Here is a 23,282-nt window from a genome sequence, read left to right as displayed (position 1 = left end):
GTCACTCCTCCCAGCCGAGGAGCGCGCCGAGCCGCGAGCCATCCGCGGCCAGGGGCGTGTCCTCGGACGATGCTCCGTCGCGCAGGGAGACGACCCGGTCCGCGGTGGCGGCGACGCGCTCGTCGTGGGTGACGAGTACGAGGGTCTGTCCGGTGGCCCGCAGGTCGGCGAAGAGACGCAGGACGTCGTGGGTCGCGGTGGTGTCGAGGTTGCCGGTGGGCTCGTCGGCGAGGACCACGAGCGGCTCGTTGACCAGGGCGCGGGCGATGGCGACCCGCTGCCGCTGGCCGCCGGACAACTTGGACGGCAGGTGCCGGTCCCGGTCGGCGAGCCCGACGCGGTCGAGGAGGGCGGCGGCACGGCGCCGGGCGATCCGCGGCGGGTCCCCGGCGAGCAGCGCGGGCAACTCGACGTTCTCGGCCGCGGTCAGCTCGTCCATCAGGTGGAAGTCCTGGTGCACGAAGCCGACGGCACGGCGCCGCAGCCGGGCGAGCGCGCGTTCGCCGAGCAGGTCGATGCGCTGTCCGCCGAGCCACACCTCGCCCTCGTCGGGCCGGTCGAGGCCGCCCAGCAGGTGCAGCAGCGTCGACTTGCCGCAGCCACTGGGACCGGTCACCGCCAGCGTCTGCCCGGACGGAATGTCGAGGTCGACCCCGTCGACGGCGAGCACCGTGCTGTCGCCCTGCACGTATACGCGCGACAGACCGACGGCCCGCAGCACCGGATCCGCCGCCGCGTCCCCCACCTCGCCGCGCCGGGACAGCCCCCTGCCCCGCCGACCGCCTCGTGCCGTCATCCGATCCCTCCGCCCTCTCCGTCTTTCCCGTGCGGGGCGCGGGCGGACCAGGTCCGCTCGCACGCCTCCAACCAGCGCAGATCGGCCTGCAGTCGGAGTGCCACGCCTTCCAGGAGCAGCCCGGCCTCCGAGTCCGTGTCGTGTGCGAGCACGCCGTTCTGGACCTCGGCGAGGTCGCGCCTCAGTTCGCGGCGCCGGGCGTCGATGAGAGCGAGCGGCTCCGCCATGCCCGACTCGGCGGCGGCCACCAGCTTCAAATGGAACTCCGCCACGTCCGCCCGGGGCCCGGCCGGCTCGGCCAGCCATCCCGCCACCCGTTCCCGTCCTGCTCCGGTCAGCGCGTACACCTTGCGCCGCGGACCGCGCGCCGACGCGTCCTCGCGTTCCAGTACGACCAGGCCCGTCTTCTCGAGCCGGGAGAGCGTGACGTACACCTGCCCCGCGTTGAGCGTCTGGCCGAGCGGTCCGAGCGCGGTGAGCAACCGCCCGCGCAGGTCGTACCCGTGTGACGGCCCCCGGACCAGCAGCGCCAGCACCACGTCCTGCACGGACCGCCCCTCCCCCTCCTTCGCGACATGCCAATAGATAGCGGTTAGCCAAAAGCGACGTCAAGCCGCAGGCCGTTCCTACGCCGACGTCTCACACGGTGCGGTCGGGGATCGTCGGGAGCACCTTCTCGGCGATGTCCAGCAAGGCGCTGTCGTCCGGGAGGGCTCCGGACGTGCTCCACACGGTGATGTCGCAGTAGCCGCCCCGGTCCTTCGCGTCGAGGGCCACGGACAAGGTCCGCGCCGGGGGGCCCTGTTCGACCGGTCCGCCGGAACCGCCGCCCCCGAGGTTGATCTCGATCTTCATGGTGTGGCCCGAGGCGAGGACCGCGGGCCGGCCGAGGACGGAGAGCGTCCTGACGTCCGTCTCCTCGCCGTACTCCATCAGCTTGACGTACTGGGCGATGGACAACTCGTTGTACGTGACCGAGACGTTCACGGTGTACGTGTCGAACTGGACCTCGGCCTCCGGCTGGGCCACCTTCCCGTCGGTCAGGGGCGCGGTGTTGCTGGTACCGGACACCGCGGTCGCGGTCTCCGCGGGCGTTCCGAGGAGTTGGGCCAGGTCGGGCCTGTTGAGCGCGTTGCACAGCTCGTCGCCGGTCACGGCCCGGGGCATCTTCCGGTAGGCGCCCGGCAGTTCCTCGTCCTCCCCGCCGGCGCACGAGGCGGCCGGCGGTGCGCCGTCGTCGTCGGAGGGCAGCAGGTGCGGGCCGAGCCACAGCGCGGCTCCGAGTGCCGCGAAGACGGCCACGGCCGCGACCGCCTGGCCCCACGCGTTGGGCTCCTTCTCCGCGGCGACCGCAACGGCCGGAGCGGCCGGGTCAGCCGGAGCGGCGAGAGCAACCGCGGCCGGAGCAACCTCGGCCGCCGGGGCCGGGGCGCGGCGGGCGCGCAGGGCGTGGGCCACCGTGTGGACGCGGACCGCGGTGAACACCAGGAACACCAGGCCGATCGCGGCCGCCACCCATTCCCCGTCGCGGTGGGCGAGGTACATGATGCGCACGCCGAAGACGGACCCGACCAGGATGAGCAGGGGCTCGCGGACCCAGAAGGGCAGCAGGCGGACGAGGAAACCGAGCATCCGGCGATCCCACCAGGCCAAGATCACATCTGCTGTGACGGAAGCCATAATTCCGGCTCGGTACTCAACCGTGATGAACGGGACGGGTGGGACCGGTCCCTTCCGGTCACCGGCGCCCTTGCGTTGAGCCCCTGACTGGCATGCCAGTCAGGGGCTCAATGAGCCGTACTAGCATGCGGTTCTTGCTTCGCGGATGTTGAGTTTTCCGCAACACCTGTCTAGGGTCGTGGCCCGTGGAAACCGACGACGTCCTCGACGGCGCACCGACCGCCGACACCGCCGCCCGCGTCCGCGAGGTCATCGCGGCCGCGGGCGTCAGCCAGCGCGAGTTCGCGCGCCGGGTCGTCATGGATCCGTCCAAGCTGTCGCGTTCACTGAGCGGCACCCGCCGCTTCACGGCCGCGGAGCTGGCGCGGATCGCCGACGAGGGACGGGTGGACGCGGGCTGGCTGCTCGGCACCCGGTCCCGCGAGAAGGCCGCGGCGCCGACCGTCGGGGTCGAGGGCGGGCGACCGCTGCAGATCGTCCGCGAGACGGTCCGGCTGATCGCGGAGCACGGCTTCCACGCGGTGCGGGTCGCCGACATCGCCCGCGCCTGCGCCACCAGCAGTGCCGCCATCCACTACCACTTCCCCGGCCGCGCCGAACTCCTGGAGGCGGCCGTGCGCTGGTGCATGGACGAGGACACCGCACGCCGTGCCACCCGTCTCGCCGAGGCGGACGACGCGGCGGCGGAGTTGCGACAGCTGATCGCGCTGCAGACGCCGCGCACCGCACAGCAGCGCCGCCAGTGGGCGGTGTGGCTCGACCTGTGGGCCGAGGCCGCGCGCTCCACCGCGGTGGGCCGACTCCACTCCGAGTACTACCGGCAGTGGCGGGAGACCGTCGCCGACGTCGTACGCCGCGGGGTCGGACAGGGCGTGTTCCGCGCCGGGCTCGATCCACAGGCGGCGGCACTGACGCTCACCGCGCTGATCGACGGGCTGGCGACGCACGTCCTCTCGGTGGGCGGGCCGTCGTCCGCCGCCGCCGCGGACGCGATGCACGCGGCGCTGACCACCCACGTCACCGACACGATCCTGGCTCCGTAACCCGGAGCGGCAAGATTCCGGCAAGCCTTCGGGAGGCTCCCGCATGCCCATGAACGAGAACGTCATCATCACCTGCGCGCTCACCGGCGCCGGCGACACCGTCCGCAAGAGTCCCCACGTCCCCGTCACGCCGGAGCAGATAGCCAGGAACGCCGTGGAGGCCGCCGCCGCCGGAGCGGCCGTCGTCCACATCCACGTGCGCGACCCGGAGACCGGCGATCCGTCCCGCGATCCGAAGCTGTACCGGGAGGTCGTCGAGCGCATCAAGGAGACCGGCACCGACGTCGTCATCAACCTCACCGCCGGCATGGGCGGCGACCTGGTCGTCGACCCGGACGACCCGCTCACCCACCTCCCCGGCACCGATCTCGTCGGCGGTCTGGAACGCCTCCCGCACGTCGAGGACCTGCTGCCCGACATCTGCACGCTGGACTGCGGCTCGCTCAACTTCGGCGACGGCTCGAACCTCTACGTCTCGACACCCGACATGCTGCGCGCGGGCGCTCGGCGCATCCAGGAGCTGGGTGTGCGGCCCGAGTTGGAGATCTTCGACACGGGACAGCTCTGGTTCGCCAAGCAGCTGCTCGCGGAGGGCCTGCTCGACGACCCGACCGTCTTCCAGCTGTGCATGGGCATCCCGTGGGGCGCGCCCGCGGACCCCGGGGTGCTGCAGTCGATGGTCAACATGCTGCCGGACGGGGCGCGTTGGGCGAGCTTCGCGCTCGGCCGGATGCAGATGCCGTGGGTGGCGCAGTCGATCCTGCTCGGCGGTCACGTCCGGGTGGGCCTGGAGGACAACCTGTATCTCGGCAAGGGCAACAAGGCGACCAACGCCCAGCTCGTCGAGCGGGCCGTGACCCTCACCGAGTCGATCGGCGCACGCGTCGCGACCCCCGACGAGGCCCGCGCCGCCCTCGGCCTCAAGCCGCGCAAGTAGCCCGCCGCTTCGACGAAGGATCCCTCCCATGAACACACCCGAGACGACCTCGCCCGAAACGACCCCGCACGTAACGACGTCGCCCGTAACGACGTCGCCCGAGTCGACCCCCCTCGAGCGGGCCTCGCCCGAGCACGTCCGCCGTGTCGCCTGCGTCGGTGCCGGAGTGATCGGCGGCGGCTGGGTCGCCCACTTCCTGGCCCGCGGCTACGACGTGACCGCCTGGGACCCGGCCCCCGACGCCGGACGGAAGCTGCGCCGCCTGGTCGACGCGGCATGGCCGACGCTCACCTCGCTCGGTCTCGCCGAGGGCGCGTCGACCGACCGGCTCACCGTCACCGACACCCTCGAACAGGCCGTCACGGACGCCGAGTTCGTCCAGGAGAGCGCGCCCGAGAAGCTCGACCTCAAGCGTGATCTGCTGGCCCGTCTGGACGCGGCGACACCCCCCGGCGTCGTCATAGCCTCGTCCACCTCCGGCTATCCGATGACCGACATGCAGACGACGGCCGCGGACCCGTCGCGCCTGGTCGTCGGCCATCCGTTCAACCCGCCCTACCTCATCCCGCTCGTCGAGGTCGTCGGCGGCAAGCGCACCGACGCGGCGGCGGTCGCCTGGGCCTCCCGCTTCTACGAGGTCGCGGGCAAGTCCGTCATCACGATGGACGGCGAGGTGCCCGGCTTCATCGCCAACCGCCTCCAGGAGGCGCTGTGGCGCGAGGCGCTGCACATGGTCGCGAGCGGCGAGGCGACGGTCCGGGACATCGACCGGTCGATCACCGAGGGCCCCGGGCTGCGCTGGGCGGTGATGGGACCGATGCTGACCTTCGCGCTGGCCGGCGGCGAGGGCGGTATGGCGCACATGCTGGACCACTTCGGACCGTCGCTGAAGTCGCCGTGGACGCGCCTGGAAGCGCCGGAGCTGGACAAGGCGTTGTACGACGCCGTGGTCGCGGGCTGCGACGAGGCGGCGGACGGTCGTTCCCTCGCGGACCTGGTGGCCGAGCGCGACCGCGGTGTCGTCGACGTGCTGCGCGCGACGGGCCGCCTGGACCGCCAGGAGGGCTCCCGATGACGGCGCTTCCGCTGTTCCGCAGCACGGTCCGTCCGGAGTGGATCGACTACAACGGCCATATGAGCGAGGCCTTCTACGTCCTCGTCTTCGGCCACGCCACGGACGAGATGATGGGCGGGACGGGTCTGGACTCCGCTTACCGCGAGTCCACGGGCTGCTCCCTCTACACGGTGGAGTCCCACGTCCGCTTCCTGCGTGAAGTGCCCGGGGACTCCCATCTGGCCGTCCGTACCCGGGTGTTGGGCGCGGCGGCACGCAAGGTGCGCTTCACGCACGAGATGTACGTGGTGTCCGCACCGGAGTCGGAGCCGGCGCCCGACGCGGTCCCGGTGGCGACGACGGAGCTGCTCGGGGTCCACGTCGACCGGGGGACGGGCCGGGCCGCCGGGTTCCCGGACGCGGTACGGCGTCGCCTCGCGGAGCTGACCGAACCGGCCCCGGACTGGGCGGGCCGCTCGATTCCCGCCGTGGCCTAGACCTATTTTGTCTAGACCTCTTGCCCGCCCGTGACGCGCAGGCTACGTTTCCCGCTGTTCGGAGTCCTTCAAGTTTCCTTCAACTCCCTTGACGAGCAAGGCTGGAAGGAGCATGTCCGCATGCAGGACCGGAGTCTGTCCAGACGGACCGTTCTCGCCTCCGCGACCGTGGTCGCCGCGAGCACGGTGGGCGCCGTGGGGGTGACGGCCACCCCCGCGGCCGCGCACGGGCGCGACCACCGCCTCAAGAAGATCATCTCCAGGATGAGCATCGAGGCGAAGATCGGCCAGCTGTTCGTCCCGTACTTCTACGGCGCGTCGGCGACTTCTCCCAGCGAGTTCGACCAGGAGCGCAACCTCAGGGAACTCGGCGTCCGCACCGTGGCCGAGCTGATCGCCAAGTACCACATCGGCGGTGTCATCTACTTCTCCGGCTGGACGAACAACATCCACGACCCGCGCCAGATCGCGGACCTGTCGGACGGTGTGCAGCGGGCCTCGCTGGCCCTGCCCACCCCCGTTCCCTCCCTGATCTCCATCGACCAGGAACACGGGGTCAACGTCCGCATCGGCAGCGGCGCCACCCAGTTGCCGGGCGCGATGGCGCTCGGCGCGGGCCGCTCGCTGTCCGACGCGCGCACCGCCGGGCTGATCTCGGGCACCGAACTCGCCGCCCTGGGCATCCGGCAGAACTTCGCCCCGGTCGCCGACGTCAACGTCAATCCGGCCAACCCCATCATCAACGTCCGTTCCTTCGGCGCCGACGCCCGCGAGGTCGGCCGCATGGTGGCGGCCCAGGTGACGGGCTATCAGCGGGCCGGCGTGGTGGCCTGCGCCAAGCACTTCCCGGGCCACGGGGACACCGGACAGGACAGCCACACCGGACTGCCGGTGATCACCCACACCCGCGAGGAGTGGGAGCGCATCGACGCCCCGCCCTTCAGGGCCGCGATCGCCGCCGGCGTCGACTCGATCATGACCGCGCACCTCCAGGTCCCCGCGCTCGACCCGAGCAACGACCCGGCCACCCTGTCGCCCGCGATCCTCCACGGCGTGCTGCGCGACGAACTCGGCTTCGACGGCGTCATCGTCACCGACGCCCTCAACATGCAGGGCGTGCGCACCAAGTACGGCGACGACCGCGTGCCCGTCCTCGCCCTCAAGGCCGGCGCCGACCAGCTTCTCTTCCCGCCGGACATCGGCGTCGCCTACAACGGCGTCCTGGCCGCCGTGCGCGGCGGCGAGATCACCGAGGACCGGCTCGACGAGTCGGTCCTGCGCATCCTGCGCCTCAAGGACAAGGTCGGCCTGCTCGATGACAGCCCCTACACCTCCCGCAGGGAGGTCGACCGGGTCGTCGGCGCCCGCGTGCACCGGCTCGCCGCCGCCCGGATCGCCGAGCGCACCACGACCCTGCTGGTCAACGAGGACGAGGCGCTCCCGCTGCGTCGCAGGCAGCGCAAGCTGCTCGTGACCGGCGCCAGCCCGGCCTTCCCGACCGACGACACCCGCACCACGGTGCCCGAGCTGGCCCGGGCGTTCGAGGAGCTGGGCTACGGCACCACCCACCTGGCCACCGGCCGGGAGCCCGACGCCGCGAAGATCGACGAGGCCGTGGCCGCCGCACGGGGCCGGGACGCGGTGGTCGTCACCACCGACAACGTCGGCGCCACCAGCGCCCAGCGCACCCTGGTGTCGCGGCTGGTCGCGACGGGCGTCCCCGTCGTCCACCTCGCGGTGCGCAACCCCTACGACATCGCCCACCTCGGCGACGTCCCGGCCTCACTGGCCTCCTACTGCTGGACCGAGGTCGAACTGCGCGCCGCCGCCCGGGTGATCGCCGGCCGGGTCGATCCGCGCGGCAGACTGCCCGTGCCCGTCCAGCGGGCCGACGACCCGGCAAGGGTCCTCTTCCCCTCCGGGCACGGCCTGTCGTACGACGACTGACGCGGTCGCCCGCTCCGTCACGTCCGTGACCGCGGGCCCGTCAGGCGACCGGGCGCTCCAGGGCCGGCTCCGACTCGGCCCCGGTGCTCTCGCCGAGGAAGCCGCCGGACTGGTGCTGCCACAGCCTGGCGTAGGCACCGTCCGTCGCGAGCAGTTCCTGGTGGCTGCCCTGCTCGACGACGCGTCCGCGGTCGAGGACGACGAGCCGGTCCATGCCGGCGACGGTGCTCAGCCGGTGGGCGACCACCAGGGCCGTGCGGCCGTCCATCAACCGCCACAGGGCGTCCTGGACCAGGAGTTCGCTCTCCGAGTCCAGCGCGCTGGTCGCCTCGTCGAGCAGCAGCACCGGGGCGTCGCGCAGGAGCGCTCGGGCGAGTGCGACGCGCTGGCGCTGCCCGCCGGACAGCTTCACGCCTCTCTCACCGACCAGTGTGCCGAAGCCGTCGGGGAGTTGACCGGCGAACTCCGTGACGTGCGCGGCCTCGGCGGCCGCGTGGATCTCCTCGTCGGTGGCGCCCGGCCGGGCGAAGGCGATGTTGTCCCGCAGGCTGCGGTGGAACATGGCGGGTTCCTGCGGGACGTAGGCGATCAGTGAGCGCAGGTCGGACTGGCGCAGCCGGCTGATGTCCTGACCGCCGATCAGGATGCGTCCCCGGTCGAGGTCGGACATCCGCAGCAGGAGCCGGGTGAGCGTGGTCTTGCCGCCGCCCGACCTGCCGACCAGGCCGATCCGGGCGCCCGTGGGCACGTCGAGGTCGAGTCCCTGGAAGATCGGCTTCGCACCGGTGTGGGCGAAGGTCACCGCCTCGAAGCGGATGCCGGTGTCCCGCGGGGCGAGGGGTTCGGGCACGTCGGCGTCGAGCACGGTGGGCGGGTCGAGCAGCAGCTCCGTGAACTGGGCCGCCTCGGTCATCGAGCTTTCCAGCCGCCGGTAGATCTGGTTGAACTCGAACATGATCTGGGTGGCGTTGGAGTAGTAGGTGAAGGCGACGACGACCTCCTCCACTCCCTGGCCGGGACCGCCGAAGGCGAGGGCGACCAGCAGACCGAGCACGTTGGTCAGTACGGACATGGGCGCGATCAGGGTGTCGACACGCAGGTTGCCGTAGTCCCACGACTTCAGTGTCAGGCGCCGGGAGTCCGCGACCCGGCTGCGGTGCTCGCCGGCCTCGCGCCGTTCGGCCGCGAAGGCCCGGATGGTCTCCATGTTCATGAGGCTGTCGGCGACATGGCCGGACACCCGGGCGATCGCGGCCTCCCGTTCGTTGACGAGCCGTTGTCTGCGCCGGATCAGCGGTGTCGCGGCCACCACCGTCAGCGCGATCATCACGAACAGACCGACGACGAGCATCGGTTCGTAGCTCCACAGCACCACGGCACCGAAGACCAGGGGGACGAGGCTTCCCACGATCCGGTACGTCAGGGTGTCGACGAAGTCCTCGAAGCGCTTGCCGTAGCTGAGCACCCGCTTGGTGAGTGACCCGGCGAAGTTGTCGTGGAAGAACGCGGCGTCCTTGGCGAGGAGTTCGTCCATGCCGCTCACGTACAGGTGCTCCATGCCGAGGGCGTCCACCCGGTTCAGGCAGTGCTGCCCGATCCGCCAGAGCGCCTCGGCGAGCAGCAGCGTCACACCGAAGCCCAGCACGTACGGCAGCGCCGGGCCGAGGGCGAGACCGTCGCCGTCGGCGGCCTGCCCGGCCAACTTGGCGATCAGCAGGGGGGCGACGTAGCGGATGCCGATGTTGCCCACGGCCGGCAGCAGCAGCGCGGGCAGGGCCAGTCGTCGTAGTCGCAGCAGTTCCCGGCCGTAGTGGCGCAGCGCCAGGACGACCGCGCTCCTGCCCGGCGCCGGCCCTGGCGTCTGTGTTGTCCCCATCACACTCCCGGAGGTTCGGAAGCGGGAAGTCTCCCGTCGGACAGGGGTCACGGTCCAGGCAATTACCGCGCACCGTCGATAACCGGACATCGTGGAGTCAACCCGGACGGCCTACGCAACGTGACATTGTATAGTGAGGGGTCGTTGGCTGGACGGACGCAGGAGCACGGATGCCGCACCTCTCTTCGCAGGCGATCTCCGTCCAGACACATCTGCGCGACCAGGTCGCCGACGCGCTGCGGGCCGCCCTCATCGCCGGTGACCTGCGGCCGGGCGTCGTCTACTCCGCCCCCACCCTCGCCGCGGAACTGGGCGTCTCCGCCACTCCGGTGCGCGAGGCGATGCTGGACCTGGCCAGGGAGGGCCTGGTCGAGGCGGTGCGCAACAAGGGTTTCCGGATCACCGAGATGACCGAGCGGGACCTCGACGAGTTCACCGAGATCCGTACCCTGATCGAGGTTCCCACCGTGGGACGCGTCACCGCGACGGCGACCGCCGGGCAGTTGGAGGCACTGCGTCCGCTGGCGGAGCAGATCGTCACCGCGGCGCGTGAGCACGACGTCCTCAAGTACCTCGAGGCCGACCACCGGTTCCATCTCGAACTGCTGGCGCTGGCCGGCAACCACCATCTCGTGGCGGTGGTGGCCGACCTGCGCAAGCGTTCACGCCTGTTCGGTCTGGGCTCCCTGAACGAGACCGGGCGGCTGGTCGCGTCCGCGCAGGAGCACGTCGAGCTGCTGGACCTGATGGTGGCCGGCCGGACGCGCGAGGCCGAGGAGTGCATGCGCCGGCACCTCACCCACGTCCGCACGCTGTGGGCGGACGGCGGGGCGGACTCCGAGGACGTGTCCGGCACGGCTCAGAGGGTGAAACCCGCCGGGTAGGGATCGGAGGGGTCGAGCAGGTACTGCGCGGTGCCGGTGATCCAGGCGCGGCCGGTGACGGACGGCAGGACGGCCGGGCGGTCTCCGACCGTCGTCTCCCCCAGGACCCGGCCGACGAACCGGGAGCCGATGAAGGACTCGTTGACGAAGTCCTGACCGGCCGGGAGCAGACCGCGGGCGTGCAGCTGCGCCATCCGGGCACTGGTGCCGGTGCCGCAGGGCGACCTGTCGAACCATCCCGGGTGGATGGCCATGGCGTGCCGTGAGTGCTCCGCGGTCGATCCGGGGGCCTCGAGGTAGACGTGGTGGCACACGTCGATCGCCGGATTCTCCGGGTGGGACACCGGGTTCTGCTTGTTGATCGCGTCCATGACGGCCAGCCCGGCGCCGAGCAGCCGCTGCTTGTGCGCCCGCTCGAAGGGGATGCCGAGGTCGTCGGTGCGGACGAAGGCGTAGAAGTTGCCGCCGTAGGCGATGTCGTAGCGCACTTCCCCGTAGCCGGGGACGTCGACGGCCTGGTCGAGTGCGTGGCAGTACGAGGCGACGTTCTCCAGGGTCACCGACTCCGCGTGGCCCTCGCGCACCCGCACCCGGGCCGTGACCAGTCCCGCCGGGGTGTCGAGCCGTACCAGGGTCTCCGGCTCGGTCACCTCGACCATGCCGGTCTCGACGAGGACCGTCGCGACCCCGATGGTGCCGTGCCCGCACATCGGCAGGCAGCCGGAGACCTCGATGAACAGGACGCCGTAGTCGGCGTCGGGCCGGGTGGGCGGCTGGAGGATGGCCCCGGACATCGAGGCGTGTCCGCGCGGTTCGCACATGAGGAGGGTGCGCAGGTGATCGCGTTCGGCGACGAACCGCTGCCGCTTCTCGAACATCGTCGCGCCGGGGAGGACGCCCACCCCGCCCGTGACGACGCGGGTGGGCATGCCCTCGGTGTGCGAGTCGACGGCGTGGTAGCAGACCGTCGAGCGCATCGTCAGTTCACCCCCGCGTCGATCAGGGCCTGGGTGGCGGCGCGCACGACGGCCTCCGTCTCGGGAGCCAGCGGCTGTCGCGGCGGGCGGCAGACACCGCCGCGGCGGCCGGTCATCTCCTGGCCGAGCTTGATGGCCTGGACGAACTCCGTCTTGCTGTCCCACCGCAGTACCGGGTGGAGTCGGCGGTAGAGCGGCAGCGCGGTCTCCAGGTCGCCCCGGACGGATGCCTCGTACAGCGCGAGGCAGGCCCGGGGAAAGACCTGCGGATACCCGGCGACCCAGCCCTTGGCACCGGCGAGGGCGACCTCGAGGACGGTGTCGTCGGTGCCGATCATGAGGTCGAGGCCGGGGGCCAGCTCGGAGATCTCGTAGCAGCGCCGGACGTCGCCGGAGAACTCCTTGACCCCGACGATGAACCCCTCGGCGTGCAGCTTGGCCAGCAGGTCGGGACGCAGGTCCACCTTGGTGTCGATGGGGTTGTTGTACGCGGTGACGGGCAGGCCCGCCGACGCCACCCGTTCGAAGTGGTCGAGCACCGCGCGGTCGTCGGCGCGGTAGGCGTTGGGCGGCAGGCACATGACGGCCTGGCAGCCCGCGTCCTTGGCGAACCTGGCGTGCCGCTCGGCCTCGCGGCCGCCGTACGCGCCGACGCCCGGCATGACGGTGAACCCCTCGGGTGCGTTCGCGACGGCGGTCTCGACGACGCGGTCGCGCTCCTCGTACGTGAGGGTCTGGTACTCGCCCAGCGACCCGTTCGGTGCGACGCCGTGCATCCCCTGCTCGGCCAGGTGGGCGACGCTCTCGCCGTAGGCCGCGAAGTCGACCGAGAGGTCGTCGTTGAACGGCAGGCCGGTCGCGACGATGACGCCGTGCCAGGGCTTGCGGGTCTCGCTCATGAACACTCCTTGTCGGTTTCACCGTTGTCCGTCGACGCCTGGGTGCACACGGTGCCTGTGGTGCCTGCGGTGCATGCGGTGACGGCAGTGCATGCGGTGTCGGCCGTGCATGTGGTGCCGGCCGGTGCTTCGTCGAGGTCGGCGAGCGCCCCGAGGGTGACGGGCGTCGCGACGAGCCGTTCCGCGGGCTCGTAGGCCCCCCGCCGCGCCGTGAGACAGTGCACGGCGGGTCCGCACATCCGGCCCTGGCACCAGCCCATACCGGCCCGGGTCAGCTGCTTGACCTGCCGGTGGTCGTGTGCGCCGTCGGCGCGGGCGCTCCGGATCGCCCCGGCGGTCACTTCCTCGCAGCGGCACACGACGGTCTCGTCGGTCAGCCACGAGGACCATGCGGGCGGCAGCGGGTGGGCCAGCGCCATGGCCCGGGCGAAGGCACGCTGTCGGGCCACCGCCGAACGCAGGGCGGCCAGGTGCTTGTCGGCCGGTACGCGAGTGGCGCGGGAGTCGGCGAGGACGGACGCCGCGGCCAGCCGGCCCTCGTTCACGGCGAGCGCCGCCCCGCCCACTCCGCACGTCTCCCCCGCGGTGTAGAGGCCGGGGACGGTGGTGCGCATGCCCTCGTCGACCGCGACCACCGCGTTGCCGTCGACCCCGTCGGTGAGGGCGCAGCCGAGCGGCACGAGCAGGTCCAGCTGGGGCGCGAAACCCCAGCCGACGCCGACGGCGTCGACCTCGACGCGCCGTTCCGTGCCCGGGCGCGGGCTGCCGTCCGGCGCCAGCGAGGCGATCCGTACCGCCGTCACGCGTTCGCCGCCCTCCGCGGCGACGATCGCGGCGCGCGGGCGGAGGGGGACGCGGTGGCGTACGAGTGCGGCGGCGTATCCGGCGCCCTCGGCCCACTTGCCGGGGTTGCGCAGCAGCGGGCCGGGGTGTCGCAGCCACGCCCGCGGGTGGGCCGCCTCGCACACCTCGACGACCTCGACGCCGCGCGCCGCGAGGCCGGCGGCGACCGGCAGCAGGAACGGGCCGGTGCCGCCCAGCGCCACGCGGCTTCCTGCCGCCACTCCGCCGCCCTTGAGCAGCGCCTGCAGTCCGCCGATGGTCAGCACCCCGGGCAGGTCCCATCCCGGGAAGGGCAGTTGGCGGTCGTAGGCGCCGGTGGCGACGAGGAGTCTCGGCGCCCGCACGACGACGGCGGTCTCCCGCGGTGCCTCGTGGCGGTCGACGGCGTGGACGGCGAACCCGTCGCCGTCGCGGACGGCGGACCACACGTGGTGTTCCAGGCGCAGGTCGAGCCGGCCCGACGTCCGGTGTTGGGCCAGCGCCTTGCACAGGGCGCGGTACCGGTCCAGTCCGTGGTGCAGGTCGTCGGTCGGTACGGCCGCTCGGGCGTGCTCGGGCGGGTGGCGCCAGTACTGACCGCCGAGGGCGGTTCCCGAGTCCAGCAGTACGACGCGCAGTCCACCGGCCAGCGCGGTGGCGGCGGCGGCCAGGCCGGCCGGGCCCGCGCCGACGACGATCAGGTCCGCGGGGTCAGTCATCGTCGCCCTCCCCGGTCGTGACGGTCATGCCCGGCCGGGCCGGCACCAGGCAGGCGCGCTGCCCGGGGGCTCCGTCGACGGTGACGAGGCAGTCGAAGCAGACGCCGATGCCGCAGAAGACGCCACGCGGGCGGTGTCCGACGCGGGTGGTGCGCCAGGCGAGGCGGCCCGTGGCCACGAGGGCCGCGGCGACGGTCTGTCCCTCGACGAACGGCAGGGGCCGGCCGTCGACGATCATCTCGGTCACTGGGGCACACCTCCGGGGGTGAGGAAACGGTCCGGGAGAAGGCCGGTGTGGGCGGCCGGGTCGGCACCGCGCCAGGGCCGGCCGAGCAGGTGGGCGGTGACGAGCGCGCCCGTTGCGGGGGCCAGTCCGACGCCCGCTCCCTCGTGCCCGCACGCGTGGACGACGCCCGGCACGCGCGGGTCGGGGCCCACCACCGGCAGGTGGTCCGGGCAGTACGGCCGGAACCCGCGGTAGGCGCGCATCAGGTGGACCCCGCGCAGGAAGGGGAAGAGCCGGCACGCCTGGGCCGCGAGCCTGGCGACCACGGCGGTGTTCATCGTGGTGTCGAAGCCGACGCGTTCCCGGCTGGCGCCGATGAGGACGGTGCCGCCGCGGGTGCCCTCCACGACGCACGAGGTCTCCAGTCCGGCGTCGGAGGAGGCGACGTTGGCCACGTAGTCGGCGGAGTAGACCTTGTGCCGGACCATCGGCGGCAGCGGTTCCGTCACCAGGACGAAGCCGCGGCGCGGCAGCACCTCGACGGGAGCGCCGAGCCGTCGGCCGACCTCACCGCCCCAGGTCCCGGCGGCGTTGACGACGGCGTCGGCTGGCAGCACGTCACCGGCGGCCGTCCGGACACCGGTGACGCGGCCGTCCCGGCCGGTCACCGCCCCGGCCACCTCACCCGGGTGGAAGCGCGCGCCGCGCCGCAGGGCGGCTCGCAGCAGCGCGGCCGCCGCCAGCACCGGCTGCACCTGTGCGTCCTGCGGGTAGTGGACACCGCCGGGAATGTCGGGGGCGAGGTGGGGTTCGAGGTCCCGCACCCGGTCGACCCGCTCGACGCGGACGCCGGCCGCCTCCTGCCGGGCAGCGAACTCCTGGAGCGCCGCGAGGTTCTCGGCGCCGCTCGCCACGACCAGGCCGCCCTTGGCCTCGAGTTCGAGGGTGTCGGGGCCCAACTCCTGTCCGGCCTCGTCCCACAGGGTGCGGCTCAGGCGGGCCAGGGCGAGTTCGGGGCCGGGTTCCTTGTCGGAGAGGAGGACGTTGCCCTCTCCGCGGCTCGTCGTCCCGGCGCCGACGGGTCCACGGTCGGTGACCGTGACGTCCAGGCCCGCCGAGGCGGCGTGGAAGGCGCATGCGGCTCCGACGACTCCCGCGCCCACGACGACGACTTTCCGGGTCAACGACTCCTCCTCGCGCGCACGCACCGCACTGTGCAATGTCACATGCCATGGGTGAGGCTATACATCCGGCAGGCGGAAGACAACGCCCACTTCGCCGACTTCGCACCCGGGCGGTCGGAGAGGGTGGAGAGGGTGGTGGAGAGGGTCAGAGGTCGACTCGGGTACCGAGGCCGGTCAGGGCGCCGACCGGGTCGAGGTCGGGCGTGCCGCGCGGCCACCAGTCCTCGCGGCCGGGCTCCGACTCGTACGCGTACCAGAGCCCCACACGGCCGAGTCTGAGCTGGACATGGCCGCGGGGGTGGGTGAGGCGGTTGCGCCAGGGGCGGAAGGCGGGGAGGTCGGCGGCGAGCAGCAGGGGGCGGGCGCGGTCGAAACGCCCGGCCGGCGGGTCCCAGGGCTCCTCCAGAACGTCGAGGCCCTCCGGTCCGCCCTGCCGCCAGGCGGCGACGGCCCGCGCCAGCTCCGCCGTGTCGCGCCCGGCGGCCGAGGCGAGGGACGCGTAGAGCGCGCGGGTGCCCGCGGTGAGCCCGGAGCCGGGGCGCGCCGCGGCGAGCCGGACGGCGTCCTGCCACAGCGTCAGTCCGCCGACCGGGTCCCGCCCGGTGGTGAGCAGGGCGTGTGCGCGGGCGGCCGCGTCGGTGGCCAACTGGTCCAGCGCGAACGGGTCGGGGCCGCCCGGCGCGGCCGGGTAGGCCGGCGGCTGCTCGGGGTGCGGGGGCGCGGGCAGCGGCGGCGGGAGGGGCGGCAGGGCGCGCGGGGTCAGCGCCTCACCGGCCCGGACGCCGGGCAGCGGAGCCGGCCCGCGATCCTGGGCCGCACGGGCCGCGCGCGTCGCGTTCCGCCGGGACAGGGCGTCGAGCAGCGCGCGCTCGCCCCGGCCGCGCAGCAGGAGCAGGACGAAGGGGTCGGCGTCGAGCAGACGTGCCGTCTGGTAGCAGAGGGCGGCGGCGTGCTTGCAGGGGTGGCCCGAGTCGGGGCAGCTGCACTGCGGGGTGAGGTCGCCCGGGCCGGGGAGCAGCGGGACGCCGTGGTCGGCCAAATCGGCCAGGGAGTGCGGAAGTTCCTTGTCGAGCAGGGCGGCGATGTGTCCGGGCCGTTCGACGGCGGCGTCCAGGAACCGGTCCCAGTCGGCGTCGCCGAGCGTCCGCAGCCGGACCTGGACCCGGTACGGCCGGGCGCGGCTGCCCTGCACGTAGGCGAGGACCAGCCCGGGCGTCACGGTGATGGCGTCGACGTGTCCCCGCTCCGCGTATCCGCGGCCGCGCTCCAGCCGGGCGGCGTCCAGGGCGCCTTCCTCCAGCGCCGTCACCCACGCGTTTCCCCACCAGGTCCCGGCGAAGCCCTCGTCGGCGGCCTCCCGGGGCGGCAGCGCGGCGAAGGTCCGCCGAAGGTCACCGTCGCGGTCCGGGGCCGCCATCGAGCGGGGTGCGCGGGGTTGCGCGGCCGACGCGGAGACGTCCCGGCCGCGCAGCGCCGACGGCTGCCGCTGCGAACGCCGTGCCCCCTCCCCGTCGGCCCCCGCCCCTCCCGAACGCGCCGCGTAACCGTCCTGGGAGGAGACGGAGGCGCCTCCGGCGACACGACTGGCGCCGACGACTCCGGCGGCGTGGTCGGCGCGGGGGGCTCCGACGGTGTGGTCGGCGCCGGCTGCTCCGGCAGCGTGATCGGCGCCGGGGGCTCCGGCAGCGTGGGGGGCGCCAGCGGCGTGGTCGGCGCCGGCAGTGTGGGAGGTGCCAGCAGCGTGGTCGGTGCCGGCAGTGTGGGAGGTGCCGGCGGATACGGCTCTGTGGTCGGCACCGGCGACTACGGCGCTGTGGTCGGCTCCGGGGGCTCCGACGGTGTGGTCGGCGCCGGGCGACGGGTCCGGCTCCGGGCGCGCGGCCCGCCGGTCCTCGGTGGCAGAGCCCTCGGCGACCGAACCATCGGCCGATTCCCCGGCGGGCGGGGCCTCCTCCGGCGGCACCCGGAACGCGCCCGCGGCGAAGCCTCGAAGGGCACGAGCCGCGGCACGGTCGGCGCCGGACGACGAACCCGGCTCCGGGAGCGCGACCGCCCGGCCCTCGGAGGCAGGGCCCTCAGTGGCGGAGTCACCGGCCAACTTCCCGGCGGGCGGGGCCTCCTCGGCCGGGTCCGCCTCCGGGGGCAGCCGGAAGGCGCCCGCGGCGAACTCCCGTACGGCACGGGCGCGGGCGTCGGCGGTGCCCGGACCGTGCGGCCGCCGCTGACCACCGGCCGAGCGGGACGAACGCCGCGCGGGGGCCGCGCCGTTGGCGGACCCGCCCTCGGACGCCGCGTCCGCCTTCGCCTGCCGACGCGCCGCCCGCAACGCCTCGCGTGCCCCGTCCGCCGGACGGGCGCCCCGCGCGCCCGCGGAGCCGGGGAGTGACGCCCCGTCGGGGCTGCCCGGTTCGGTCGTGTCGTCGGTCCGGCCGGTCTGCTCACCGGGAGCTGTCGGCTCCCCGCCGGGCCCCGGATCGTCCGAGCCCGTCGGGTCGGCTCGGTCTGTCGAGGCGTCCGGGGCGACCGGTTCCCCCGAGGCTCCGCGTGCGCTGCGCAGTGCGGCACGGGCGATGTCCCCGGGGCGTGACGGGGTGGGTTCGCCCGGCGTCCGGCCCGAGGCTCCCTCCCCCCGCGCCTCGGCCGGGGCGGGGGACAACGACGGCGCCGACGGCGACGGCGACCGGGGCGGCGATGTCGCCCCGCACTCGCCGTCCTCGCTCGTAGGTTCGCCCCGCCCGCGTGCCTCCCGCAGGGCGCGACGGGCCTCGTCGGCGGGCCGGGGGGTCATGACGGCCTCCGCAGGGACACCAGGTCGGACAGCTCACGGGCCGTCAGTTCGGTGAGGGCCGACTCCCCGGAGCCGAGGATCGCGTCGGCCAGGGCCCGCTTGGACTGGAGCATCTCGGCGATGCGGTCCTCGACCGTGCCCTCGGTGATGAGCCGGTGGACCTGGACCGGCTGGGTCTGCCCGATCCGGTACGCCCGGTCGGTGGCCTGTTCCTCCACCGCCGGGTTCCACCAGCGGTCGAAGTGCACGACGTGGCCGGCGCGGGTGAGGTTGAGGCCGGTGCCGGCGGCCTTCAGGGACAGGACGAGGACGGGGGTCGCGCCACTCTGGAAGCGGTCCACCATCCGCTCGCGCTCCGGCACCGGCGTGCCCCCGTGCAGCAGGTCGACCGGGACCGCGCGGGCGGTCAGGTGCGCGGTGATGAGGCGGGCCATGCCGACGTACTGCGTGAAGACCAGGGCCGAGCCGTCCTCCGCGAGCACCGTGTCCAACAGCTCGTCGAGCAGCGCCAGTTTGCCCGAGCGGGCGGTCATCCGGTCGGCGCCGCCCGGCGGGTGCTCCTCCTTCAGGAACAGCGCGGGGTGGTCGCAGATCTGCTTCAGCGAGGTCAGCAGCTTGAGGACGAGTCCGCGGCGGCCCATGCCCTCGGCCTCCTCGATGGCGAGCATCGACTCGCGCACCACCGCCTCGTACAGCGCGGCCTGCTCCCGGGTGAGCGGGACCGGGTGGTCCGTCTCGGTCTTCGGCGGCAGCTCGGGGACGATGCCCGGGTCGGACTTCCTGCGGCGCAGCAGGAAGGGGCGGATCAGCCGGGCGAGGCGCTCCACCGCCTGGTCGTCCTCGCCGTTCTCCACCGCGCGCGCGTGCCGGGCGCGGAAGGACTTCAGGGGGCCGAGCAGCCCGGGCGTGGTCCAGTCGAGCAGGGCCCACAGCTCGGAGAGGTTGTTCTCCACGGGTGTGCCGGTCAGGGCCACCCGCGCCGGGGACGGGATGGTGCGCAGGGCCTTCGCCGTCGCCGAGTACGGGTTCTTCACGTGCTGCGCCTCGTCCGCGACGACCATGCCCCAGGGCTGCTCGGCCAGGGTCGTGGCGGCGGACCGCATGGTGCCGTAGGTGGTGAGGACGAAGCCGCCGCTCAGGTCGTCGAGGGTGCGGTCGGCGCCGTGGAAGCGGCGGACCGGGACGCCGGGCGCGAAGCGCTCGATCTCCCGCTGCCAGTTGCCCAGCAGGGAGGCCGGGCAGACCACCAGGGTCGGTTCGGTGCGGGACCGCTTCAGGTGCAGGGCGATGACGGTGACGGTCTTGCCGAGGCCCATGTCGTCGGCGAGGCAGCCGCCGAGGCCGAGCGAGGTCATGAGGTCCAGCCAGGCGAGACCGCGCAGCTGGTAGTCACGCAGGGTGGCGTGCAGGCCGGGCGGCGGTTCGGCGGGGCGCACGCCTGCCGTGAGCCGGTCGCGCAGGGCGGCCAGCGCGCCGACGGGCACCACGTCGACCGTCTCGCCGTCGGACTCCGCGGTGCCGGTGAGGGCGACGGACAGGGCGTCGACCGGGTCGAGCAGGCCGAGATCGCGTTTGCGGGCCCGGCGGACGAGCGCCGGGTCGACCAGTACCCACCGGTCGCGGAGCCGGACGACGGGGCGGTGGGCCTCGGCAAGGGTGTCCATCTCGGCCTCGGTGAGCGGGTCGCCACCGATCGCGAGCTGCCAGCGGAACTGGAGCAGGTCCTCGCTCTCGAAGAAGCCGGTGCCGTCGGTCGCCGAACCGGGCGCTGTCCTGATCACCGCGGTCGCCGTGAGGTCCTGGGCCAGGTCCCGGGGCCAGTGCACGGCGACCCCGGCGGCGGCGAGCCGCCCGGCCGCCACCCCGAGCAGGTCGGTGACCTCCTCCTCGGACAGGGCGAGCACGTCGGGCACGTCCTGCTCGGTGAGCCGGTCCAGCGGCGGCCAGACCCGGGCCGCGCGCCGCACCGCCAGGGCGGCGTCCACGCGCGCGCGGGCTCCGAACGCCGCGTCGGCCGCCCCCGACCACAGGTCCGCCGCGTCGGCGACGAGGGTGGGGTCGGCGAGGCTGTGCACCTGGACGACGGCCGCTCCGGCGTTGCGCACGCCCCCGGCACCGCCTCCCTCGTCTCCTGGGCGGCCGGCCTCCTCCCGGTCGAACAGGTCGTACGCCGACAGGTCCAGGCGGAGCGAGATCCGCACGCCCGCGTCCATGCCGGCGGCGACCTCCGCGGCCCAGTCGTGGGCGTCGGGCAGGCGCTGGGCCCCGCGTGCGGCGAACGGCCGGCCCGTGGCGTGCGGGGCGGCGGGGGTACGGGGCAGGGTGTCGGCGACCGCGTCCAGGAACGCGCGGACCAGTGCTTCCGGCTCCGGCAGCCTGATCGGCCCCGGGCCGTCGAGCGGGACCGCGTGGCCTTCCGGGGGCAGGGCGGCGGCCACGGCCCGCAGGTGTGCGATGTCGTCGGGGTCGAGCGGTCCGGCCCGCCAGGCGTCGTGGCCGGTCGCGGTCAGGCCGGGCAGCAGCCGGCCGCGCGCGGTGAGGCGCAGGGCGTGCAGGGCCGCCGCGCCCCAGCAGGCGGTGGCCGGGTGGGCGGCCGGGTCGTGCCGGGCGCGCACCAGCAGTGGCAGCGCCTCGGCGAGCGGCAGCGACAGTGCGGGCGCGGTCCCGCGCCGCACCCCGGCGCCGTGCCGCCGCACCACGGTCAGCTCGATCGGCCCGCCGGACCGGTCGCCGTCCGCCTCCCCGGCGACGGCTCCCCCCGCGTCCTCGACCGACGCGTCGGTTCCTGGGGAGACGTCCGTGGACCCATGTCCGAGGAGGGCGGCGTCGACCGGCCCGCCGTCGGCGTCCCAGAAGGCGATCCGCCCCTCGCGCGGAAGCGGCGCGGGCAGGAAGACGGCCGCCAGCCGGACGGGGACGGACGCCGTCGGCGCCCCGGCCCGCCCTGCCTCCGTAACCGCCACGTCGGCCATACGTCCTGTCACCTCCCGCCCGTCTGCCCGATCAGATGTCTTCGACTCTACGGGCGGGGTCTGACAATCGGCTCCGGCGGCCTGCCGCCGGGTCCTGGGCCCCGGGCCGCCTGATCCGGACCGCCGGACGCTACGGAACCGTGTGGGAGACGACGTACACCATCGGGTAGTCCGGATTTTCCATGTTCACGACGACGTCCTGGGTCGGCGCGGGGTTCTCCTGCTCGTTGACGACGCCCCACCAGGAGCCGGACCCGCCGAACTCCCAGCCGGTGACCCGCTGGGCGCGGTCGCTGATCGCGATCCGGTCCTTCTTCAGCGCGTCCCGGTCGACGCCGAGGCCCGCCAGGAAGACGTCGAGACCGGCACCGGTGGTCTCGAACTGGACGTAGAGCCGACTGGTCTTCCAGTTGTTCGTCTCGTAGTACGCGACCTCTTCGGACGGGACCGGGACGGGCACCTCGTAGATGCGGCGCTGCAGCTTGGAGGGCCAGCCCTGGGTCATGCCGGTCGCCGCGTACTTCGCCTCCTTGTCCCTGCCGCTGTCGCGGCTCTGGCTCGCGGAGATCGCGAGGTAGCCGGCCGGGACGCCGATGAGCAGCACGATGGTGATCAGGGTGAGCGCGCGCCGCCGGATCATGTGCCGACGGCCCTCCGCCGCCGGACCGGTCGGCTCCGGGGGGCCGGGCTGGTGGGGCAGGGACTCCGTCACAGCGACTCCCGGGACTCACGGCGGGCCTCGGCGTACCGCTCGTAGCGCTCGTACCGCTCCACGCGGCGCCGCTTGGCCCGGCGGAACCGGCGGGCGACCAGCCGGGCCAGGTCGGCGGCGCCCACCATACCGGCCTCGGGGCCGAGCTGGGCGCGGACGATACGGGCCTCGGGGCGGTAGCCGCGGCCCGTGAGCTGGCGCTTGAAGGCGTCGCGCGCGGGGCCGATCAGCAGGTCGTCGGCGGCGCTGACGCCACCGCCGATGACGAAGCAGGACGGGTCGAGGGCCGCGGCGAGGTTCGCGATGCCGACGCCGAGCCACTGCCCGATGTCCTGGAGCAGCTCGACGCACATGGCGTCGCCCTCGCGGGCCAGCTCGGTGATCATCGGGCCGCTGATGTCGCCGATGCTGCCCTTGACGTGCTCGATGATCCCGTACGCCACCGGCGAGTCGGCGGCGGCCAGCTCGCGGGCCTCCCTGACCAGGGCGTTCCCCGAGCTGTACTGCTCCCAGCAGCCGCGGTTGCCGCACGGGCAGCGGTGGCCGCCCGGCACGACCTGCATGTGGCCGAACTCCCCGGCGACCCCGTACTTGCCGCGCTTGACCTGGCCGTCCTCCAGGATCGCGCCCCCGATGCCGGTACCGAGCGTGATCATGACGAGGTGGTCCTCACCGCGGCCCGCGCCGAAGCGCCACTCGGCCCAGGCGGCGGTGTTGGCGTCGTTGTCCACCAGGACGGGTACGGCGAGGCGGCCGGCGATGCGGTCGCGCAGCGGTTCGTTGCGCCAGGACAGGTGGGGGGCGAACAGGACGCGGTTGCGGTCGGCGTCGACCCAGCCGGCCGCGCCGATGCCGACGGCGTGCACGTCGTGCCGGTCGGAGAGGTCCAGGACCAGCTCGACGATCGTGTCCTCGACGACCTTGGGGCTCTTGGACTTGTCCGGGGTCTCCGTGCGGAGCTTCTCCAGGATGTTGCCGTCGGCGTCGACCACGCCCGCCATGACCTTCGTGCCGCCGATGTCGATGCCGACCGTGGGCACGCGCGGTGCCGTGAGGTGCGAGCGGCGTTCCCTGGTGCCCACGGTGCGCAGGACCGGGGCGCGGCGGGAGCCGATGGGGGCGGTGAAGTCGCGGTAGGTGCTCATCGGGTGCGATTGTGCCGCACGCTCACGCTGGGTGCCGAATGGGCAGGGGGTGGGTGGAGCGGTTCGTTGCCGAGTGCCAGTGCGTCGTGGCTGGTCGCGCCCGCGCGGCGGAGCCGCAAATCGA

The 23,282-nt window shown here is 73.7% G+C and carries 19 protein-coding genes; 6 read left to right on the top strand and 13 right to left on the bottom strand.

Translation table 11 applies throughout. The features are described 5' to 3' along the window. Nucleotide 1: 1 nt before the first annotated feature. The 3 genes from IE258_RS17465 to IE258_RS17455 form a co-directional block, all read right to left on the bottom strand. Nucleotides 2-796, bottom strand: a complete 795-nt coding sequence (locus tag IE258_RS17465) for an ABC transporter ATP-binding protein (RefSeq protein ID WP_189744516.1) — start codon at nucleotides 794-796, stop codon at nucleotides 2-4. Next, nucleotides 793-1,344 carry a PadR family transcriptional regulator gene (locus IE258_RS17460; protein WP_189744514.1) on the bottom strand — a complete coding sequence of 184 codons (552 nt, stop codon included), beginning with the start codon at nucleotides 1,342-1,344 and terminating at the stop codon, nucleotides 793-795. The genes IE258_RS17465 and IE258_RS17460 overlap by 4 nt, the downstream gene beginning before the upstream one ends. Before the next feature lie 91 nt (nucleotides 1,345-1,435). Further along, nucleotides 1,436-2,428: a DUF6215 domain-containing protein gene (locus tag IE258_RS17455; RefSeq protein ID WP_189744511.1), complete on the bottom strand. Its 993-nt coding sequence runs from the start codon at nucleotides 2,426-2,428 to the stop codon at nucleotides 1,436-1,438. Nucleotides 2,429-2,661: 233 nt separating this feature from the next. Here IE258_RS17455 and IE258_RS17450 point away from each other — a divergent pair, with 233 nt between their 5' ends. The 5 genes from IE258_RS17450 to IE258_RS17430 all read left to right on the top strand — a co-directional run bounded on the left by IE258_RS17450 (nucleotide 2,662) and on the right by IE258_RS17430 (nucleotide 7,954). Then, nucleotides 2,662-3,519 carry a TetR/AcrR family transcriptional regulator gene (locus IE258_RS17450; protein ID WP_189744510.1) on the top strand — a complete coding sequence of 286 codons (858 nt, stop codon included), beginning with the start codon at nucleotides 2,662-2,664 and terminating at the stop codon, nucleotides 3,517-3,519. 43 nt (nucleotides 3,520-3,562) lie between these two features. Further along, a complete protein-coding gene (locus IE258_RS17445) occupies nucleotides 3,563-4,456 on the top strand; it encodes a beta-keto acid cleavage family enzyme (RefSeq protein ID WP_189744508.1) in 894 nt (297 codons plus the stop codon). 28 nt (nucleotides 4,457-4,484) lie between these two features. Next, a complete protein-coding gene (locus IE258_RS17440; protein ID WP_189744506.1) occupies nucleotides 4,485-5,531 on the top strand; it encodes a 3-hydroxyacyl-CoA dehydrogenase NAD-binding domain-containing protein in 1,047 nt (348 codons plus the stop codon). Next, nucleotides 5,528-6,007 carry a thioesterase family protein gene (locus IE258_RS17435; protein ID WP_189744504.1) on the top strand — a complete coding sequence of 160 codons (480 nt, stop codon included), beginning with the start codon at nucleotides 5,528-5,530 and terminating at the stop codon, nucleotides 6,005-6,007. The genes IE258_RS17440 and IE258_RS17435 overlap by 4 nt, the downstream gene beginning before the upstream one ends. A gap of 120 nt (nucleotides 6,008-6,127) precedes the next feature. After that, nucleotides 6,128-7,954 (top strand): glycoside hydrolase family 3 protein, encoded by a 1,827-nt coding sequence (locus IE258_RS17430; RefSeq protein WP_189744502.1) that lies wholly within the window; start codon nucleotides 6,128-6,130, stop codon nucleotides 7,952-7,954. A gap of 40 nt (nucleotides 7,955-7,994) precedes the next feature. Here the strand turns inward: IE258_RS17430 and IE258_RS17425 are convergent, their stop codons facing one another. Further along, nucleotides 7,995-9,830 carry an ABC transporter ATP-binding protein gene (locus IE258_RS17425; RefSeq protein WP_189744500.1) on the bottom strand — a complete coding sequence of 612 codons (1,836 nt, stop codon included), beginning with the start codon at nucleotides 9,828-9,830 and terminating at the stop codon, nucleotides 7,995-7,997. Nucleotides 9,831-10,000: 170 nt separating this feature from the next. Here IE258_RS17425 and IE258_RS17420 point away from each other — a divergent pair, with 170 nt between their 5' ends. After that, a complete protein-coding gene (locus IE258_RS17420; protein WP_189744498.1) occupies nucleotides 10,001-10,714 on the top strand; it encodes a GntR family transcriptional regulator in 714 nt (237 codons plus the stop codon). Here IE258_RS17420 and IE258_RS17415 read toward each other — a convergent pair. From IE258_RS17415 to IE258_RS17375, 9 genes are all read right to left on the bottom strand, one after another. Next, nucleotides 10,690-11,691 carry a proline racemase family protein gene (locus IE258_RS17415; RefSeq protein ID WP_189744496.1) on the bottom strand — a complete coding sequence of 334 codons (1,002 nt, stop codon included), beginning with the start codon at nucleotides 11,689-11,691 and terminating at the stop codon, nucleotides 10,690-10,692. The genes IE258_RS17420 and IE258_RS17415 overlap by 25 nt on opposite strands. A 2-nt stretch (nucleotides 11,692-11,693) precedes the next feature. Then, nucleotides 11,694-12,590, bottom strand: coding sequence for a dihydrodipicolinate synthase family protein (locus IE258_RS17410; RefSeq protein ID WP_189744494.1), 897 nt, complete (start codon nucleotides 12,588-12,590; stop codon nucleotides 11,694-11,696). After that, nucleotides 12,587-14,131 carry an FAD/NAD(P)-dependent oxidoreductase gene (locus tag IE258_RS17405; RefSeq protein WP_189744492.1) on the bottom strand — a complete coding sequence of 515 codons (1,545 nt, stop codon included), beginning with the start codon at nucleotides 14,129-14,131 and terminating at the stop codon, nucleotides 12,587-12,589. The genes IE258_RS17410 and IE258_RS17405 overlap by 4 nt, the downstream gene beginning before the upstream one ends. Continuing rightward, on the bottom strand, nucleotides 14,124-14,378 hold the full coding sequence (locus tag IE258_RS17400) for a (2Fe-2S)-binding protein (protein WP_087806375.1): 255 nt from the start codon (nucleotides 14,376-14,378) through the stop codon (nucleotides 14,124-14,126). The genes IE258_RS17405 and IE258_RS17400 overlap by 8 nt, the downstream gene beginning before the upstream one ends. Further along, entirely contained in the window at nucleotides 14,375-15,541 is a 1,167-nt protein-coding gene (locus IE258_RS17395) for an NAD(P)/FAD-dependent oxidoreductase (protein WP_189744490.1), read from the bottom strand. The genes IE258_RS17400 and IE258_RS17395 overlap by 4 nt, the downstream gene beginning before the upstream one ends. Nucleotides 15,542-15,686: 145 nt before the next feature. Continuing rightward, entirely contained in the window at nucleotides 15,687-18,329 is a 2,643-nt protein-coding gene (locus IE258_RS41220) for an SWIM zinc finger family protein (protein ID WP_229892169.1), read from the bottom strand. Further along, nucleotides 18,326-21,301, bottom strand: a complete 2,976-nt coding sequence (locus IE258_RS17385) for an SCO1167/SCO6262 family helicase (RefSeq protein WP_189744488.1) — start codon at nucleotides 21,299-21,301, stop codon at nucleotides 18,326-18,328. The genes IE258_RS41220 and IE258_RS17385 overlap by 4 nt, the downstream gene beginning before the upstream one ends. 130 nt (nucleotides 21,302-21,431) lie before the next feature. Next, nucleotides 21,432-22,013, bottom strand: coding sequence for a sugar kinase (locus IE258_RS17380; protein WP_159327575.1), 582 nt, complete (start codon nucleotides 22,011-22,013; stop codon nucleotides 21,432-21,434). Continuing rightward, nucleotides 22,010-23,158: an ROK family glucokinase gene (locus IE258_RS17375; RefSeq protein ID WP_159327574.1), complete on the bottom strand. Its 1,149-nt coding sequence runs from the start codon at nucleotides 23,156-23,158 to the stop codon at nucleotides 22,010-22,012. The genes IE258_RS17380 and IE258_RS17375 overlap by 4 nt, the downstream gene beginning before the upstream one ends. Nucleotides 23,159-23,282: the final 124 nt, after the last annotated feature.

This window comes from Streptomyces tendae, from assembly GCF_014650435.1.
Lineage (GTDB): Bacteria > Actinomycetota > Actinomycetes > Streptomycetales > Streptomycetaceae > Streptomyces > Streptomyces tendae.
This window is presented reverse-complemented; position numbering and strand designations above follow the sequence as displayed.

Bases quoted from the DNA above. Each gene is read 5' to 3' on its own strand.
- IE258_RS17455 (WP_189744511.1), bottom strand. From the start codon at position 2,428: ATGCTCGGTTTCCTCGTCCGCCTGCTGCCCTTCTGGGTCCGCGAGCCC.
- IE258_RS17465 (WP_189744516.1), bottom strand. From the start codon at position 796: ATGACGGCACGAGGCGGTCGGCGGGGCAGGGGGCTGTCCCGGCGCGGC.
- IE258_RS17420 (WP_189744498.1), top strand. From the start codon at position 10,001: ATGCCGCACCTCTCTTCGCAGGCGATCTCCGTCCAGACACATCTGCGC.
- IE258_RS17435 (WP_189744504.1), top strand. From the start codon at position 5,528: ATGACGGCGCTTCCGCTGTTCCGCAGCACGGTCCGTCCGGAGTGGATC.
- IE258_RS17405 (WP_189744492.1), bottom strand. From the start codon at position 14,131: ATGACTGACCCCGCGGACCTGATCGTCGTCGGCGCGGGCCCGGCCGGC.
- IE258_RS41220 (WP_229892169.1), bottom strand. From the start codon at position 18,329: ATGACCCCCCGGCCCGCCGACGAGGCCCGTCGCGCCCTGCGGGAGGCA.
- IE258_RS17440 (WP_189744506.1), top strand. From the start codon at position 4,485: ATGAACACACCCGAGACGACCTCGCCCGAAACGACCCCGCACGTAACG.
- IE258_RS17415 (WP_189744496.1), bottom strand. From the start codon at position 11,691: ATGCGCTCGACGGTCTGCTACCACGCCGTCGACTCGCACACCGAGGGC.
- IE258_RS17430 (WP_189744502.1), top strand. From the start codon at position 6,128: ATGCAGGACCGGAGTCTGTCCAGACGGACCGTTCTCGCCTCCGCGACC.
- IE258_RS17425 (WP_189744500.1), bottom strand. From the start codon at position 9,830: ATGGGGACAACACAGACGCCAGGGCCGGCGCCGGGCAGGAGCGCGGTC.
- IE258_RS17410 (WP_189744494.1), bottom strand. From the start codon at position 12,590: ATGAGCGAGACCCGCAAGCCCTGGCACGGCGTCATCGTCGCGACCGGC.
- IE258_RS17375 (WP_159327574.1), bottom strand. From the start codon at position 23,158: ATGAGCACCTACCGCGACTTCACCGCCCCCATCGGCTCCCGCCGCGCC.
- IE258_RS17445 (WP_189744508.1), top strand. From the start codon at position 3,563: ATGCCCATGAACGAGAACGTCATCATCACCTGCGCGCTCACCGGCGCC.
- IE258_RS17385 (WP_189744488.1), bottom strand. From the start codon at position 21,301: ATGGCCGACGTGGCGGTTACGGAGGCAGGGCGGGCCGGGGCGCCGACG.